The 17,109-nt window shown below is 41.8% G+C and carries 9 protein-coding genes and 1 pseudogene; 4 read left to right on the top strand and 6 right to left on the bottom strand.

The window, feature by feature from the left end:
* Nucleotides 1–118 precede the first annotated feature (118 nt).
* From H6G32_RS21435 to H6G32_RS21415, 5 genes and pseudogenes are all read right to left on the bottom strand, one after another.
* A pseudogene (locus H6G32_RS21435) lies at nt 119–655 on the bottom strand (prolipoprotein diacylglyceryl transferase); the annotation flags it as partial.
* Between the two features lie 114 nt (nt 656–769).
* The gene (locus H6G32_RS21430; protein ID WP_190461914.1) at nt 770–1,567 is read right to left on the bottom strand and encodes a hypothetical protein; all 798 of its coding nucleotides are present in this window, start codon (nt 1,565–1,567) and stop codon (nt 770–772) included.
* 189 nt (nt 1,568–1,756) lie between these two features.
* Nucleotides 1,757–2,119 carry a four-helix bundle copper-binding protein gene (locus H6G32_RS21425; RefSeq protein WP_190461925.1) on the bottom strand — a complete coding sequence of 121 codons (363 nt, stop codon included), beginning with the start codon at nt 2,117–2,119 and terminating at the stop codon, nt 1,757–1,759.
* Nucleotides 2,120–3,638: 1,519 nt separating this feature from the next.
* Nucleotides 3,639–4,775, bottom strand: a complete 1,137-nt coding sequence (locus tag H6G32_RS21420; RefSeq protein WP_190461912.1) for a cystathionine gamma-synthase — start codon at nt 4,773–4,775, stop codon at nt 3,639–3,641.
* Nucleotides 4,765–6,138 carry a cystathionine beta-synthase gene (locus H6G32_RS21415; RefSeq protein WP_190461910.1) on the bottom strand — a complete coding sequence of 458 codons (1,374 nt, stop codon included), beginning with the start codon at nt 6,136–6,138 and terminating at the stop codon, nt 4,765–4,767. The genes H6G32_RS21420 and H6G32_RS21415 overlap by 11 nt, the downstream gene beginning before the upstream one ends.
* Before the next feature lie 228 nt (nt 6,139–6,366).
* Here H6G32_RS21415 and H6G32_RS21410 point away from each other — a divergent pair, with 228 nt between their 5' ends.
* Nucleotides 6,367–6,969: an MBL fold metallo-hydrolase gene (locus H6G32_RS21410; protein ID WP_190461908.1), complete on the top strand. Its 603-nt coding sequence runs from the start codon at nt 6,367–6,369 to the stop codon at nt 6,967–6,969.
* Between the two features lie 35 nt (nt 6,970–7,004).
* Nucleotides 7,005–7,601, top strand: coding sequence for an HD domain-containing protein (locus tag H6G32_RS21405; RefSeq protein WP_242046673.1), 597 nt, complete (start codon nt 7,005–7,007; stop codon nt 7,599–7,601).
* Nucleotides 7,602–7,723: 122 nt separating this feature from the next.
* Here the strand turns inward: H6G32_RS21405 and H6G32_RS21400 are convergent, their stop codons facing one another.
* A complete protein-coding gene (locus tag H6G32_RS21400) occupies nt 7,724–10,108 on the bottom strand; it encodes an ATP-binding protein (RefSeq protein ID WP_309232617.1) in 2,385 nt (794 codons plus the stop codon).
* 919 nt (nt 10,109–11,027) lie between these two features.
* Here H6G32_RS21400 and H6G32_RS21395 point away from each other — a divergent pair.
* Together H6G32_RS21395 and H6G32_RS21390 are read left to right on the top strand one after the other, a co-directional pair.
* Nucleotides 11,028–13,574, top strand: a complete 2,547-nt coding sequence (locus H6G32_RS21395; protein WP_190461905.1) for a proteasome protein — start codon at nt 11,028–11,030, stop codon at nt 13,572–13,574.
* A gap of 76 nt (nt 13,575–13,650) precedes the next feature.
* Nucleotides 13,651–17,100 carry a virulence factor SrfB gene (locus tag H6G32_RS21390; RefSeq protein ID WP_190461903.1) on the top strand — a complete coding sequence of 1,150 codons (3,450 nt, stop codon included), beginning with the start codon at nt 13,651–13,653 and terminating at the stop codon, nt 17,098–17,100.
* The last annotated feature ends 9 nt before the right edge of the window (nt 17,101–17,109 follow it).

The following is a 17,109-nucleotide window of genomic DNA, read 5'->3' as shown; positions in this document are numbered from 1 at the left end:
ACAATAAATATTCCTTACATGTCAAGTGCAGTAAGGCTTATAAAAATAATTTGATACACTTAATTACATTTTTTAATCTTTAAATTTAATAGTTTAGCATAACAGGTACTGAAGAACCAAACACAATTAGAAAAATCAGAAATATGATTTCATATAATTGTGTAGGATGGCGACTAATCCCATCGCCAAAATCGACACCCCAAGGTAATGTAGTGGCGATTCCATAAGTGCGATCGCTTAACCCCGTCAGAAAGCAACCAATCCGGCCAACCGCTGTCCCCACAATCAACGGATAAACAAACACATCACCAGTAGACTGACGAACACCAATGATTTTTTTGGTGATTTCCACACCAATCAACCCACCCAACAGCGCCCCAACTACAGTTTTCCCTTGCAGGAATAATAATAGTAATTGCTGGGGATTTTGCCAGATTAAATCAAGATGTTGCAGCCCCACCAACACCTTAGCACCAATTAAAGCGCCCACCATCCCGCCAACCATCACAGAACTGCGTTGACTGGGTGCAATTAAATCTTTTTTACCAACATTACGCAATAATAAACGCAAGGCGACAGTATAAGCCAAAGACTCAAATAAGATATGCGGATGAATTCGCCAGGAACCCAACCAAAAATAAAGGGGAAAATTCACAAGTTCCTTAGTTTCAGCTACTAGTGTTGATTTCTCAGCTATAAACCAGAAGTTTAACTCAAAATTAAACTGCAAAATTAAACCCCTTAACATAACTATTTAGCGGACTTGATATTATTCCACTTCCTCACAGCGAATCAACAGTTTTTCCATCGCCTCAGCTAAAGAAATCAACTCTGTCCAAGAAGAACCACTCACTAAATTTTGAGCGTGAGCTAATTGGTTTCGCAAGTGTTCCGCCAACTTGAGAAAACGTTCACCAGAGCGCTTTGACTTTAGTCCTAATTGCTGGAAAAGTTCAGGTTGATTTAAAACTAAATCGCGCTTATCACAAAATTGTAGATAATCTAACAAATCTGTAGCTTCGTTTCTTTCTCTACTTTCTCGCCATAACTTTTGAGCAGCTTCTAAACGTTCCGGTTTCAGGACTTTTTGCCAACAATCTTGGGGATAATAAAGCCTTACCAGTCGTAAGAGATTCATCTCTAGTAACGTCACCAAGCCAAACAGCAGCATTCGTACTGGTGCTTTTTGCAAATCACCACAGGTAATAATGCCAGTCACCTGATTACAATCTAAAACAAATAATCGCGGAGTTTGTTGCAAGATGGGTAACAACTTAATCAGTGGCGTAGAAATGGCAACGAGTTCTTTAGTATTAAACACCCGTTGATAGTCGCTGCACTTGCCAGAGTTGGCTAGCATCAAAGTAGAGCGTTCTACATAACCGCTGATACTATCTCCCGACTCCACACCAACAACATCAAAATCTTGTAGCTGCATCCAAGAGAGTACCTCTGTTACCTGTGCATCAGCTGACACAGCTTTTAGGGGTTCGGCCACATATTCAATTGTGATATTGTTCTCGAACAGGCTTCGCAAATCTTGAGAACGGGATTTTAGCTGTTTCATCTGCCCTTAGATATAAAATACAGCAGAATTAGTATTTCATAGAAGCCTGATTTGTGGCTGTGCAAGCTTTGTACTTCTAAAAGAAAATTAATACTTGATTAATTGGTTATAAAACTTCAAACGCCCGGACTCTAGGAGCCTGGGCGCTTGAATATTAGGTTGCAGAAAAACTTCTGCTGGTTAATGAAATTAAACAGGCATCATTTGCATAGCTCTACAAGATTCTGCACAATTGCGGCAGGCGGCAGCACATTGCATCATTTTGGCGTCATCGCTCATTTGTTCACAAGCCATCGCACAGCGATCGCACATTTCAGCACAAAGCATACAAGTGCGTCCCATGAACTCAGAACCACCCATCATCATGCTCATGCACATCATGCACATTTCTGAGCAATCGCGCATCATGCTCATCATGCTCATGTCCATCTGCTTACCGCCTTTGCTCATGCAGTAAGTCATGGTTTCCAGGCACATCTTGTGACACTCCATGCAAGCATTCATACAAGTTTGCATTTCAGTGGTCATGGTTTCAGTCATCATCATCATCATAGGAATTACCTCTTGATTTTCTGATGTGTAGATGGTGTCCTTGGCAGGACTACTTATAACAGTAATCATATCTTTTTAAAGAGTCAATGTCATTTTTTTCTTGGCAATTTATAAGCCAACAATTCCGATATATTTACCGTAAATTGGTTGGTGTTAATTCCACATAATTTAGTGCGATTTTTGGAGAAATCATTGCTAATTAAGGGCTAAAATATCCCCTAGGGAGGTGGGTATTTTTCAAACCTGTAAGTTTTGGGATTAAAGTCCAAAATCCAGGCTGATATTTGCTAAAAAGACAATGTTATGATTTGCTGACAAATGCCTCATGAATAACATTTATGAAGTTCTATTAAGACATTATTGGTTAACTTCTATCAAACTTCTTGAAAAAATATATTTATCTACCATTCCCAGCGATGTGTAGACGCGATTGGCTCATTGATGGCTTTTGCTTATATGCTAATTTTTGAGGATAATTCCGGCTTTTTGGAGAGATTATAGGTTTAGTTAAGTCTAAACTCAACTTTTGAGATGAGTTATTCCTCTAGCGCCCGAATTTATCTGTTTTCTAAATAAACCTCAAATAGGGTTGTGGCAAAAACAGTCTTTTCTGCGTTTTGTGTCTTAGTTATTCAACTCATTCAGAAAATCAAATAACACTCTATGATGGTAGTTAGTAGCAGAACTTGACCTTTCCCCCATCCAGTCTTTGGTGAAATAGCTCATGTTCACGCCCATCGATTAAATAAAATTAAGCCTTAAGCAAGTAAGAACAACCTTCTGGTGCGTCCGCTAGGCGAACGGCGCGAAAAACTACCCTAGTACAGAGCAATCCCGCCATTGTCGTGATATCCGCCAGTTGTGCGGAACACTTAAAGGGCAAATAATGGCAGGATGGGGAGCCAAGAAGGACTCAAAAAGCGCGATTTCAGCGAGAACTGTTTGAGTGGGTAGAGGCATTTTTGATTATGCCGTTGTCACCTGAAAAGGTTGGCAATAATCCCCGTCTCTTTAGGGCTGGGGAGTATCAATGATTAACCTAGTTGGAGAACGCTCATGTCGAAGGAACAAAAAGGTAATAGAGAAACTAAAAAACCTAAAAAAGATGCCAAGGATAAAAAGGAGAAAAAAGATCCAAACAGATATGACGGTTTAGGTAAATAACTGTAGCAATCCGTAACTCTTCCATTCCCCTAAGCAAGGTGCTTTCGGTGCGTTAGCGACAGCGTAACGCACCCTAACAAACACAGTCCTTTTAATGGTTCGCCTATCTACTAAGGCGGTAAAAGATAAGCCACACAGGAATGTACGGTAAAACAATCAAACTGCCTATGGAAGATGGGCGGCTGCCTGTGGATGCGGTGTAAGACCATGATCGGGTTTAGTCCCGAACTCCTAGCAATAGGAATCCCTAACGTGGCAACAGCGGATGAGACGGGAAACCCGAAAGACGAATAAGACCGTCATTGTTGTAGTTGAAATTGGAAGCCCCTTTTTCAGCGAAGCAAAAAGGGGTACTTCACGACAGAGCATTTTCTAAATCAGCTTGCAAATCTAGGGAATGCTCAATTCCTACGGAAAGACGAACTAAATTATCCTTAATTCCGCGTTTTAGTCTTTCTGTTGGCGGTAGAGAACCGTGAGTCATTTTGGCGGGATAGCAAAGCAGCGATTCCACCCCTCCTAAACTCTCCGCTAATAAAAATAGCTGGATGCGGGATGCAAAGCGTTCCACTTCAGCGAAACCACCTTTTAATTCCAAACTAATCATCCCCCCAAAGCCAGACATTTGCTCTTTTGCTAGTTGATGTTGTTCATGACTAGGCAAACCTGGATAATAAATTTTCTCTACTTTGGGATGCTTGGCTAAAAATTCTGCCAAAAACAAAGCATTTTTTTCGTGTTCGCGCATTCTCACGGCTAAGGTTTTAATACCTCGCAGAACCAACCAACTATCAAAAGGACTGGGAACCGCTCCAATGGCATTTTGATAAAACTTGAGTTCTGTGTATAGTTGTTCATTAGAGGTAACAACTGCGCCGCCAATAACATCGCTATGTCCCCCTAGATATTTGGTGGTGCTGTGAACCACAATATCAGCACCTAATTCTAATGGTTTTTGAAAGTAAGGGCTAGCAAAGGTATTATCAACCACTAGAATAATATTGTTTTTCCGGGCAAGATTCGCCAGGGAGACAATATCAATAATTTTCAACAGTGGATTTGTAGGAGTTTCAATCCAAATCAACTTGGTATTGGGTTGAATGGCTGTTTCAAATTCAGGGATATTATCTATATCTATGTATGTTGTCTTCACACCCCAATTATTTACCACCTTTTCTAATAAGCGATAAGTCCCACCATACAAATCATCACCAGCAACAATATGATCGCCAGTTTTAAGTAAACTTAATACAGTAGTTGTGGCAGCTAACCCAGAGGCAAATGCTAAACCAAATTTACCGTTTTCAATAGAGGCTAAAGATTGTTCTAGGGCATTGCGGGTGGGGTTCCCTGTGCGGGAATATTCATAACCTTTGTGTTGCCCTATTGCTTCTTGTTGATATGTAGAAGTTAAGTAAATCGGTACAATTACAGCGCCTGTTTGGGGGTCTGGTTGTTGTCCTTCATGAATTGCTCTAGTTTCAAATTGCATTTTCTTCCTGGTTTGAACTAATCCAATATCTGATTAAATCGGCTCTGGTAATTAAGCCTATGGGGACTTTGTGCCGTGTGATAATAATTCCTGTTGTGCCTGATAATAGCACTCGATAAGCTTCGGAAATATCGACTTCTTCATCAAGACTCGGCAAGGGTTTACCCATGACTGCGGAAACTTCTTGATTAGAAAAGTTGATGCCATCATGGAGGAATTTCATTAAAGATGCTTCGTTGAGGCTGCCTAGTACATGGTTGTTATCTATTACTGGTAGCTGGGAAATATTTAACTTTTGCAGTAAGTTTGTGGCTTTGCTTAGGGTGTCACGGGGACTAACAGCAATCAGAGAGGGAAAATCTGTTTTCTGTAGTAGAATTTCACCAATTTTTATTGGTCTGACGGTTGTCCCTTCCCAAAACCCGGTTTCTTGCATCCAGGCATCGGAATAGATTTTATTGATGTAGTTTCTGCCTGTATCTGGTAACAGCACAACTATATATTTAGGTTGTGATAATCGGGCTGTATACTTGAGGGCTGCGGCTACTGCTGTACCACAGGAACTTCCCACTAATAAGCCTTCTTCTCGTGCGAGGCGGCGAGCCATGTTAAAGGATTCTTTATCACTAACGCGAACCATTTCATCGACTAGTTGCCGATTAAATGTTTTAGGGATAAAGTCTTCGCCAATTCCTTCAACTTTGTAAGATTTAGGACTATCGCCGGAAAGAATTGAACCTTCTGGGTCTGCACCAACAATTATAATATTTGGGTTTTGTTCTTTGAGATATTTGGCTACTCCGGAGATTGTGCCACCTGTGCCCATACCAGCTACAAATACATCTATTTTTCCCTGACTATCTGACCAAATTTCTGGGCCTGTGGTGAGGTAATGGGCTAAGGGATTATTTGGGTTTTCAAATTGATTTGGTCTGTATGCACCGGGGATTTCTTTGGCTAGTCTTTCGGCTACGCCGTTATAACTTTCTGGTGCGTCTGGTGCTACTGATGTGGGAGTGACTACTACTTCGGCTCCATAAGCTTTGAGTAGGTTGATTTTATCTTGGCTCATTTTATCGGGCATGACGAAGATACACCGATATTTTTTGACTGCGGCAATTAGTGCTAGTCCGACTCCTGTATTGCCTGCGGTGGCTTCGATGATGGTGCCACCAGGTTGCAAGTGTCCTGCTGCTTCTGCGGCTTCTATCATGGAGAGGGCTATTCTATCTTTGGTGCTGCCGCCAGGATTAAGATATTCTACTTTGGTATAGATGCTGGAGGGGATGTTTTCGGTAATGCGGTTGAGTCTGACTAATGGTGTTCTGCCGATTGTTTGCAAAATGTTGTTGTAGGTTGCCATGGTTCCGCTGGGGGTTTTTCATTTTGGGATGTTGAAGTGAAGAGGAAGGAACCGCAAAGGACGCTGCATAGAGCGAAGGGAAGAGGGAAGAGAAGAAATTACTATATGTTGATTGGTTAACCGTAGTATATTTGTCAGTCGCAAATCTACAGTAAATTCCACATTTGTTTGGATGTAGAATTATTGATATTGATACAAAATAATTGAAGGTATTAAGCCAGAATTGCTATGAAATCTCTGCACCGTCTTGATCTCTACGGCTGGTCTACTTTCAATCCTGCAAGAAATATTGATTTTAATGGTGTTGCCTGGATTCGTCCAGAGGGCAATATCTTGATTGACCCAGTAGCTTTATCAAATCATGATTGGAATCATCTGAAATCCCTCGGCGGTGTGGTTTGGATTGTGCTGACTAATTCTGATCATCTGCGGGCGGCTAAGGAAATTGCTGATCAAACTTATGCGAAGATAGCGGCGCCGGCGGCGGAAAAGGAATCTTTCCCTCTATTTTGCGATCGGTGGTTGGCTGATGGTGATGAGTTGGTTCCAGGACTGAAAACTATTGAACTCAAAGGCTCAAAAACTCCGGGTGAATTGGCGCTGCTGCTGGAAGAGACGACTTTGATTGTCGGAGATTTGGTGCGGGCATATCAAGCGGGGAAGTTGACAATATTGCCAGATGAAAAGCTGTGGAATCGGGAAGAGGCGATCGCATCTGTTCGCAGATTAGCGGAGTTGGAGAAGGTTGAGGCGTTACTGCTGGGTGATGGTTGGTCTGTTTTTCGTGATGGATGCGATCGCTTAAAGGAGCTTGTGGCGAGTTTGGGTTGATTGACTCGCTGGAGTGTTAAAAAATTGAGGCATTTATGACGATGAAAACTAAAGCTCCTTTACCCCACGATTTTCTCAAAAACCAAAAAGTATCAGCCATTGTTGAAGCGTATTTTGAGTTCAATCATCTCAAACAACTCTATCGCCAAGGTTGGTTGCAACGTGGTCTTCCCTCTCAGAATTGCGAGAGTGTTGCTGAACATTCATTTTGCGTCACCCTATTGGCACTATTTTTGGTGGAGTCTTACTTTCCTGAATTGGATAAGTGGAAAGTGATTTGCATGGCGTTATTACATGACCTTGGAGAAATCCATGCAGGCGACTTTACGCCTCTAGATAATGTGGAGGCATCAGAAAAACACCGTCTCGAATATCAATCTGTGGAAAAAGTTCTATCAAAACTGCCTGGTGGTTCAACTCACTTAGCGTTGTGGAAAGAGTATGAAGCAGGGACATCACCAGAAGCTCGCTTTATCCATGAGATTGATTGTTTAGAGATGGGTTTGCAAGCCAGTGTTTATAAGCAACAAAATCTGGTTGATCCAAAAAGCTTCTTTGCCTCAGCCCAGAAGGTTCTTTGTGACTCCAGGCTTCTACAGATATTGAAAGAATTAGAGTTTATCCTAAGTTGACAATTTACTAGACAAACCTGTACAGTCGTGGTCATATACTGACAAATGTCTGATGTATAAACAAGAGTGAATTTGCCAAAAAAATAGGGATCTCTGAACTACAGTTTGGAGACAGCAGATTATTAACTCAGAGGAATCGTCACCACAAACTCTGCACCCTCTCCTGGTGCTGAAAAACACTGCAATTGCCCTTTGTGTTTTTCTACAACAATTTGGTAGCTAATGGATAGCCCTATACCAGTTCCTTTACCCACAGGTTTTGTAGTGAAGAAGGGGTCAAATAGGCGGCTTTGGACTTGTGGACTCATCCCGTGACCGTTGTCAGCTATGCTGATTATGAGGCGATCGCCATTTTCGATCAGAGTGCGAATGCGAATTTTGGGTTTTTCAGTCATTTTGCCCATGACAAATGACTCCTCCAAGGCATCGATGGCATTAACCAACAGATTCATAAACACTTGATTCAACTGTGCGGCATAACAATTGACCGCTGGTAGGTTGCCGTATTCTTTGCTGACCTTGATTTCCGAACATCCTACTTTAGCTTTGAGGCGATTTTGCAACAGCAGTAAGGTATTATCAAGTCCTTCATGGATATCAACTGGCTTCATCCCAGCTTCATCCAGGCGGGAGAAGTTGCGTAAAGATAGAACAATCTGCCGAATACGTTCGGCACCTATATTCATCGACTCCAGGATTTTCGGTAAATCTTCGCTGAGAAAATCTAAATCAATCGCTTTGATTTGCTTTTCAACTTCTGGTACTGGTAAATAGTGCCGTTGATAGAGTTTAATCAAGTGCAGTAAATCGCTAATATATTCACTGGCATGGCTAATATTGCCGTAGATGAAATTGACTGGATTATTGATTTCGTGAGCAACACCCGCCACCAAATGTCCCAAACTAGACATTTTTTCAGTTTGAATTAGTTGCGCTTGAGTAGAAGAAAGTTCCTGTAAAGCTGCTTCTAGCTGCTTTGCTTTCTCTTGGGCAATTTGAGCAGCCGTGCGACTTTGTTGATAGAGTTTGGCTTGGTCAATGGCGATCGCTAGTTGAACTATAACCGCTTCTAGCAATTCCACTTCACTTTCTTCCCAAGGTCGGAAGCCGCTACAATAACTACATGTAAATGCACCAATTTCACCACATTGAGTATGTACAGGTAGTGACATAAAAGCAGTGAAGCCAAGTTCAGTAAAAAACTTCCGTGCGATGGAATCATTCTCAGTAGCAACATTATCAATCTGAATAATTTCTTTATTCAAGGATTTTGTGGCTATTGGCCCAATTTCACTACTAGTCGGTTTGAAACCTAGCAGACTGTTTAGGTGGGGATATTTAGCCTCCGAGACAACCTCCCAGTAGGGTACATCAGTGTTTTGTCGATACCAAACAAAGCCGCAGTGATCAATATTGAATATTTTGTGGATCTCTTGGACAGCAGTTTCTAAAATCGAATTAAGTTCCAAGGAAGCTCGGATCTGATTGGCAATACGATTAATCAGTGCTTCCCTTTGGGCCAGGATTTGAAATTTGGCTACTGATGCTTGTGTACTTTCGTTCAGATCACGAATAAGAACGATGATTTGTTCCCATGGCAATGGTGATAAACTGGCTTGAAAATGACTATTGTCAAATGGCAGCGGTAAGACATAGTCAAAACTGACTGAAGATTTAGTCACCAGTACTTGAGTTATTGCTTTTTGAAAGCGAATTGCCACCGCAGGCGGTAGGTATTCCAGTATCTGCTGGACTTGAACAACTTCTGAGAGGCTGGGTAGATTATGCGTCTTTCCCGCCTTGAAATCTAGGACAGTACCATCAGCATCAAGACGAAAGTATAAATCGGGCAGCACCTGTAAAATTGCCGCCAGTTCTGAAGTTTTTTGGCGTAACTGTTCTTCAACTTGGCAGCGTTGTGCGATTTCACCTTGCAGTTGTTCAAATACTGTTTCTAACTCTATTGCCTGTTTCTCGACAGTCACTTTTAGGTTTTGATTTTCTACTTCTAGTGCAATTTGTGCCAATTTTCGCTCAGTACTAACTTCACTATCGTGAGTTGGTATTTTTTCTATTTCAACATCTGTAACATCCACAAGATAACCTATATAACCAAGAAAGCTACCATCCGTTGCAAACCGTGGGGCAGCCGTATCTAAAATCCAGCGATACTTACCATCGGCACGGCGTAGGCGATATTGCCTCTGAAAAGAATCATGCAACGGAAATGCGCTGTAATATATATCTTCACACCCCTTTATATCTTCTGGATGGACGCTACTAGCCCAAGTGTTGCGGTTATCCTCTACTGAAGCACTTCCATTGCGATCTGTTTTCAGACATTGCCCCGTAAATTCCCACCAAACTGCATTGAAATATTGGTAAAGTGTATCGCTTCCAGCTATCCAAATCATCAGAGGTTGTGTATCTGCCTGTTGGCAAAGTAGTTGCTCCGACCGTTGTATTTCTGCCCCTACAACCAAAATTTGGTCGATCAAGTCTGACACTATTTCCGTAAACACTTTTACCTGCCTGTTTTGCAGAAGTTTTTAATGGAAGTTTCAATAATTGTCTAAAGAAATATATAGAGGTAAATTCTTTACTTAATTCTCATTAAGTAGAGAAGTTCTTTACATAATTACAACTAGATTATTTTGTTTTCTCTTCTAGAGAAATGGTGAAATTACTGAAGTTAGAATTACTTATAACTCCCCAGCTATGGATATCTGAATAGTCTTTTAGAATACTTTAGATAGATGCAAAATCAGGAAATTAGTGCTGCTACCTGTCCGAAAGAAACTTATAGCTATGTCTGCCTCAAAAATTACAGCACTCAGTGATCTAAAATACATCATGAATTTGATTCTCTAACACATTTAAACTATAAGAGTATGAAATTATGGCAAAATTTACTAATAAATTATAAACTTATTGTGAAGTAAAAAATATATAAATTAAATAAAATGAGACTGAAAAAATATAAACAATAACTTACTGAGAAGTTCATCCTAATTCTGGGGCTTCATTAAAGTTATCCTTTCATTGGTGGTTCCTGATCCAAAATCTACTCGTTAGATGGGTAAACTCAGTGCGCAGCGAGGCATCACCCAAGATTTTGGGTGAAAACGAGATTCTCCAAGCTGCCTTCCTTGCATTGGCTGACCAATTTTGGATAGGTTTTTCCCAAGGGTTATGCTTACCGAATCTGATTTACCTTTACGGGTAAATATTGACTGATTTTTGACCTTTGCCCCTGAAACTATCTTTTTGAGGGTGCTATCAGCTCTTAAAACTCACTCAACCTAAAATAGCAAATAGCCCCAGAGCGATAGAAGATGGGCTATCTACTGTTGCATGACTAGTAGTTGTTCGCATTTTTTATGTTATAAAACTCACAGAAAATTATCTGAGGGAGAAAACTACTTTATGGAAATAGAAAAACTGGGCCGTTTTCAGGAGTACGGCGAATTCATTCTCCGAAAAATAGACTCAGTACCCCAACAGCCTTCTCAACAAGAAGACTGGGTTCCTACTAGCCTTGATAACTGCCTAGTTCGCCTGCGGGAAACTGCCGAGAAAACTGTAGAACTTGCCACTTCACCAGTCAAAATTGGCGTGATGGGAGAATTCAGTAGCGGTAAAACTTTGCTTTTAGGTAGCCTGATTGGCTATGCAGACGCCTTACCAGTTAGTGAAAATCCCACTACAGGTAACGTCACCGCCATTCATATCCGACTGCAAGAAGGCTTTGCGACTACACAAGTAGACAATTACACTGTAGATTATTTGTCTCATGAAGGGGTGAAAGATTGCCTCAATTTCATGTTAGAGGAAGCTAACCGACGGACAATAGCGGCTGGACTCCCCCCCCTACCACAGGCATTGATCAAAACTGGGCAAGATATTCTCAACTGGTGTGAGGAAGCATGGAAAAGCAGTAATAATTTAGAGCTACGTTATCTACTGCGGGAGTTGGTGTTGTTTCTGCGCGCTTATCAGGCCTATGGGGAAGCTATGTGCGGGAACAGCTATGAAATTGATGCTACTACTGCCCGTGAAGGATTACAGCTAGCCGAAATGCCTGCTGCTATTCAAACTCTCAATTTTGAGGATCTCCCACCAGCCCATATCCGGTTACCAAGTGCACCCCAGCAATTAGCGACTAAGTTATTGCAAAAGAGCTTTTTACTCATCCGTCGGGTTGATATTGAGGTAAAAGTATCACGAGAAATTTGGGATGTGGCGGGTATTTCTGAATTTATGCTCTTAGACTTTCCCGGTTTGGGGGCGGCGAATTCCAGCGCACGGGATACATTTTTATCTCTGCGGGAATTGGTAGAAGTGCAAACAATTCTCGTGCTGCTCAATGGTAAATCGCCGGGAAGCGATCGCGCCAATAAAATTTTTACGATGATGCAGCAGCAGCGGCCAGGACAAGACCTCAAGGATCTGATTCTCGTTGGTGTCGGTCGCTTTGATCAACTACCCCTAGAAAATGAGGGCGGTGAAAAAGAACTTGATCACCTGATTGAGGATAATGTCACTCCCAATGCTTTGCAGGTGAACACTGTTTTCCAAAAACTCAAAGTGCTGCAAACTATTATTGATGGGGCTGAAGCTTTTACCACCAAAAAAGAGCGGATTGTTCTGCTGTCGCCGCTGTTAGGATTAGCTGAGTTGGCAAAGCGTTCGAGTACAATTAAAGCAGGCTCACCAGAGTTTTTGGCTAATTTAGATTATCCTAATTACTTGGAACAATCTAAACGACTGCAACAAAAATGGGGACGGTTAAGCGAACTGTTGCAAGAGTCTGATGCCCGCAACTATCTTGGTAGACAACTAGGTTACTTTGCTCAAGATGGGGGTATTGGCAAACTGCGAGAATTGATTCAAACTCACGTCGCTACTCATGGTCTCAAGCAATTGCATGAAGATACTCGTAGGTCTGCTGATGCGGTGCGTCAACAACAAGATCACCTGAAGCAGATTTTAGAAGAAATTCACGAGCAAGGGATACCCACGGCAGACAGTCCAGCTTTAAGCGAATTGCGCTTGGTAATTGAAAGCTTGGATAAAACTTACAGAAATTTTCAAAAAGATTTAGGCAAAGAACCACTCAAAGACCGGCGGGGATTGGTGGTCAGCGATGTGGTCAAAGATGAACTAACATTTAGAATACTTAACTGGAGCCAGTGGACTTTGCTTTTCAATAAAGCCAACAATGGCACAATTGCTTTAGCAGAATCTAAAGGTGCAGCGGGGAAACTATTTGACCGGGGCAAAAGAGTTAATAATTCTCTGCCGACAAAGAGCGATGATTTTTATCCAATTTTTGAAAAAACTGTTCAGGAATTAGAAAATTTTGCCCGTGACCTCATGGGGCAGGCAGTTACAGATTGGTTGAGCAAATTATCAACTCAAGTAGTTGTAGAACGGGAACATTTGCAGACTCTGCTTAACCCAGAAATGGAACCAGATATTGAATCTAAATTTGGTTTAGAAGCAGCCGACCTTTTTTATAAACTGCTGTTGGGATGTGATCCTCACCAATGGCAAGCAGCAATCATCTCAGAAATTAGTAGCAAAGATCAAGGTATTTCTCCAGGAATTATGTTTCCCTTGGCTCGTCAAGACGATAAACACAACATTGGTCAAATCTTTGATTGGGCACCAGAGAGAAACCAAAATTTACCCAGATCCGCCAATCACCAACTTTTTGTACTGCGACTGCGAGATGAAATTACTGCTAGCGCTAGTCTGCACCTTGTCCAGTATGTTAGTGAAGTTAATCAGCAGGTGAATTCCGAACTAGAAGGGATTTTGGATCAAATTATTCCCAGTCTGCAAAACCTCTCTAAACAAGAAGCTTTGCTCAGGTACATTGCTGCTGGAGACTCACCAAATAAGTTAGAAGTTCCGGCTTGGTTACAGATTCTTTCAGAATTAGCTACCATTTCTTATTCAGAGATTTAGGCGTTATTTGTCAGTGGTGATCGAAAAAAATACAGGACAAATTTAGGATAAATTTTGGACTTAAGGAAAATCTAAAATGTCTGTGGAAATTCGGCTTCCACCTCGCTACCAAATGCGGGTAAAAGAAAATAATAACTTGGATATTCCTGCTATTGAAATTTTGGCTTTTGGCAGTAATATTCCCCATATTTCGCGGATTGTCTGCACTGTTAGAGGTACGCCAATAGAACTGGCAGTACAAATTCAAAAAGCCTATAAACCTTTCAGCTTTTTCATACCGCTGGAAATGTCTAATTTGTGGCAATTAGAACAATACCCTTGTAAACTAGAGCAACCTTTAATAGAACCTGTTAATTGCACTTTGCAGGTGATGGTTGAATATTTTGATGCTGATGCAGCGGGAAATCCGCTATTGTCTGTACAAAAGCATATCGGGGCTTCCTGTTATCTGTGGTTTCTACCAGATTCTCAGCAGTTGCCAATTAAGCCAATAACAGAAATGGATACTGCAATGAACCCTTTTCAACTCAATCTTCATAACTCTAGTGAGCAACAAACAAGGGAGATAGAACCAAGCCAGAAGCAACAAAAAAGATTTCCTGGATGGTTCGCGTTAGATTTTGGAACTTCTAACTCTACTGTGACGCTTTTCGATCCGATTGAAGTACCGATCGCCGAAATCTTACCCAGAGAGCAAGAATTACGGTTACGCGATCGCTTGGGCCAATGGCTGAGTTCTCCGGCTTCGGTGGCTTTACCAGATGTAAGTGCGATTGAATGGGAAAAGTTTTTGGCGGATATTAGCAAAAATCTGGAGATTGAACCGCACCGCTTAAGTGAAGTTTTTGAGAGCGATCGCAAAGAGCAATTTTTGGAAGCTGTTCGCCAAATCGAGTTGTGTTTGGGAAATAGCGATCGCTTCCGTCGGGCTGTGAGCAAAAAGCTTTACCAGATATATCACGACGTTTTCCGCGTTCCTACCCTAGAGTCACAAAACCTCATCCCGGTGGTGTTAGATATTGATCGCCGCGACACCGAAATTAAGAGTGAGTTGGAAATTTCCCAATTGACCCCCCTACAACTGCGGATGGGTAGGGAAGCTAGCGACAACAGAAAAAAAGCGATCGCCCAAGGAACAAGCAGTTCTTTAAAAGAAATTATCAGCCGCTTTCACCACTCCCCTAAGCGTTACTTTGGTCAAGAGCGGTCTTTTCCAGTCATCTTGGATGGACAAGAAGAAACAATCAACGTCAAAGAGTTAATTCAAGCAGCTTGGGGAAATCTGATCCAATTAACCGAAGATTACCGCCAACAAGCCAGACGCAGATTTTCCGAAGGTGAGTTCTTAACAGCAGTCGTCACTTACCCCACAGTCGCCCCCCCAATGGTTCGCAAGGAAGTTAAAGAACTCGTTGAACAGTTGGGGATTGAAGATGTGCAAACTGCCTACGATGAAGCTGTGGCGGTGGCGATATTCTTTTTGTGGCGCGAATTTGGCGGTAATCTCAACATCGGGATTGAGTCATTTAAAACCCGTTGTCGCCAATCAGGGAATAAATGGTCACAAAACGTCCTCGTCTTGGATATTGGCGGTGGCACCACAGACTTAGCCTTAATTGAACTCACTTTAGAAGATAAAACCCCCTACTTTGCCGACCATGAAGACCGAGGTTTGGGAGGACGTTACTATAAACTTACCCCAAAACTTCTAGGTTCCTCTGGACATCTACAGTTAGGCGGCGAGTTAATCACCTTGCGAATTTTTAGATTATTGAAAATTGCGATCGCCGATTTTCTGTTAACAGCAGTCACCAAAGGTGATTTAGAAAGCGATAAGCTCGAAGATTTAATTAACTCTGAATTAAACGAGCGCTTCTTAGAACAAGGTAAATTCAAAAGCGGCAGTCTTTTGAAATGTATAGACAAAGAAAACCCTGAAGGTGATGTGGCTTCTAAAGATGCCCTCGATACAGCTGAGAAAGTTTTACCCACCCGTTGGCAACAAGCACCCCAACGCCTGCAAACCTTTTATACCCTCTGGGAACATAGCGAAACCGCCAAACTCAAATTGGGACAAAAGCCACTAGGCGATAATTCTCAGCTAACTTTCACCCTTTCTGAACAGCAAATTGGGGAACTACTTACCCAAAGCGGCGTCAAATTCTTAGTTAGAGATCCAAATACCATTTCCCTCACCCTAGAGTGCCAGCAATTTGAACGCGCTGCCATTTCCCCAATTAAAGAAGCGATCGGCATTGCCCAAGGACTGATGGAGAGCCGCTTACATACAAAAGATATCACTAAAGAATCTGCCAGTACCCATAAAGTTGATTGGTTGATTCTCTCAGGCAAAACTTGCAATCTTGACCTTGTACAGCAGCAAATTTACCAAGAATTTAGCAAATCTCCATATTTCGTCTGGAATCCAGAACGCATCACCTTTGTACTGGAATTTACCAAACTCGCCACCTCCGCCGGTGCTTGTTATGCCGAGAAATTGCGAAGACTGAGATTTGACCCAGAGGAGTCTAAAGAATTACTGCGTAAAGGAGCCAACCAATTAGAAATAGATGTCAAAAACCTATTCTATTATTTGCCCTGTAACTTCAAACGCAAAACCCAAAGTAACGACCTGCTGCCAATATTTAATGCTGGACAAGAACTCTATCAACTCGCCCCCTGGGATAGTGTCGCCAAAGTTCGCACCGGGTGGCAAGGTATACAATTAACTAACATCATCTATCGGCAAGACTACGAAGATGGAGATTTACGGCTCTGGGGCAGCTTCGACGGCAAAAGCCTGATGGATAAACTACAGATGGAAGAAAGGGAGTTTCTCACAAAAATCAAAGTTCAATTTGAGATTGACCAAACCCTACAATTTACCGTCCTGCTGTGTCAGGGAAATCCCCATTATTTGATTGATATTTCTGGCATTGATCTAAATTCAGCAATATCTTCAGCATCCGTTACAGCAGAAAATTTAGATTTGTTTGCTGATGGTAAGTTGAAATGGAATATCGCCGTAGAAGGCCCCAATAAAGAACTCAATGATGGTGATATTGCTATCAATGTTTTAGAATCAGCAACAGTTGATCAACCAGATGCCTATCATTTAGTATTTGAAGTTGGCAAGGATGAAAGTAAATCACTGCTAACATTTCACTATCTGCTCGATGGCGTCACCCAACCAGGAAGCGGGTTAATTAGCAACCCCTTGCCCCCCTTTCCCCAAGCTGGCCAGCACACCTTTTATATTTATCAAACAGACGCTGAAACCAACAGCAAAAAATGGCTCAGAATAGGCGCACTCAGCAAACCAGATGTAACCACAGATTACCCTTGTCAATATCGTGTTTCTCTCGATGATAAAGGCATACTGCGAATGCACGCTGGTGAAGTCCCCTACTGGACATCGACAAATCAAGAATGCCTTCAGGAATCAGGATGCATTTTTTGTGCTGAACTAGAATTACAACCCAACGAAGTCGATAAAGAACGCGATCCCTTTTGCGGTATCCATTAATTAAAAAAC

The organism is Cylindrospermum sp. FACHB-282 (assembly GCF_014697195.1).
Lineage (GTDB): Bacteria > Cyanobacteriota > Cyanobacteriia > Cyanobacteriales > Nostocaceae > Cylindrospermum.
Note: the sequence above shows the minus strand (reverse complement) of the source record. Positions and strands in the feature narration are given on the sequence as shown.

Excerpts from the sequence above, each read along its gene's own strand:
- H6G32_RS21430 (WP_190461914.1), bottom strand. The coding sequence starts at position 1,567 with ATGAAACAGCTAAAATCCCGTTCTCAAGATTTGCGAAGCCTGTTCGAG.
- H6G32_RS21425 (WP_190461925.1), bottom strand. The coding sequence starts at position 2,119 with ATGATGATGATGATGACTGAAACCATGACCACTGAAATGCAAACTTGT.
- H6G32_RS21420 (WP_190461912.1), bottom strand. The coding sequence starts at position 4,775 with ATGCAATTTGAAACTAGAGCAATTCATGAAGGACAACAACCAGACCCC.
- H6G32_RS21415 (WP_190461910.1), bottom strand. The coding sequence starts at position 6,138 with ATGGCAACCTACAACAACATTTTGCAAACAATCGGCAGAACACCATTA.
- H6G32_RS21410 (WP_190461908.1), top strand. The coding sequence starts at position 6,367 with ATGAAATCTCTGCACCGTCTTGATCTCTACGGCTGGTCTACTTTCAAT.
- H6G32_RS21405 (WP_242046673.1), top strand. The coding sequence starts at position 7,005 with ATGACGATGAAAACTAAAGCTCCTTTACCCCACGATTTTCTCAAAAAC.
- H6G32_RS21395 (WP_190461905.1), top strand. The coding sequence starts at position 11,028 with ATGGAAATAGAAAAACTGGGCCGTTTTCAGGAGTACGGCGAATTCATT.
- H6G32_RS21390 (WP_190461903.1), top strand. The coding sequence starts at position 13,651 with ATGTCTGTGGAAATTCGGCTTCCACCTCGCTACCAAATGCGGGTAAAA.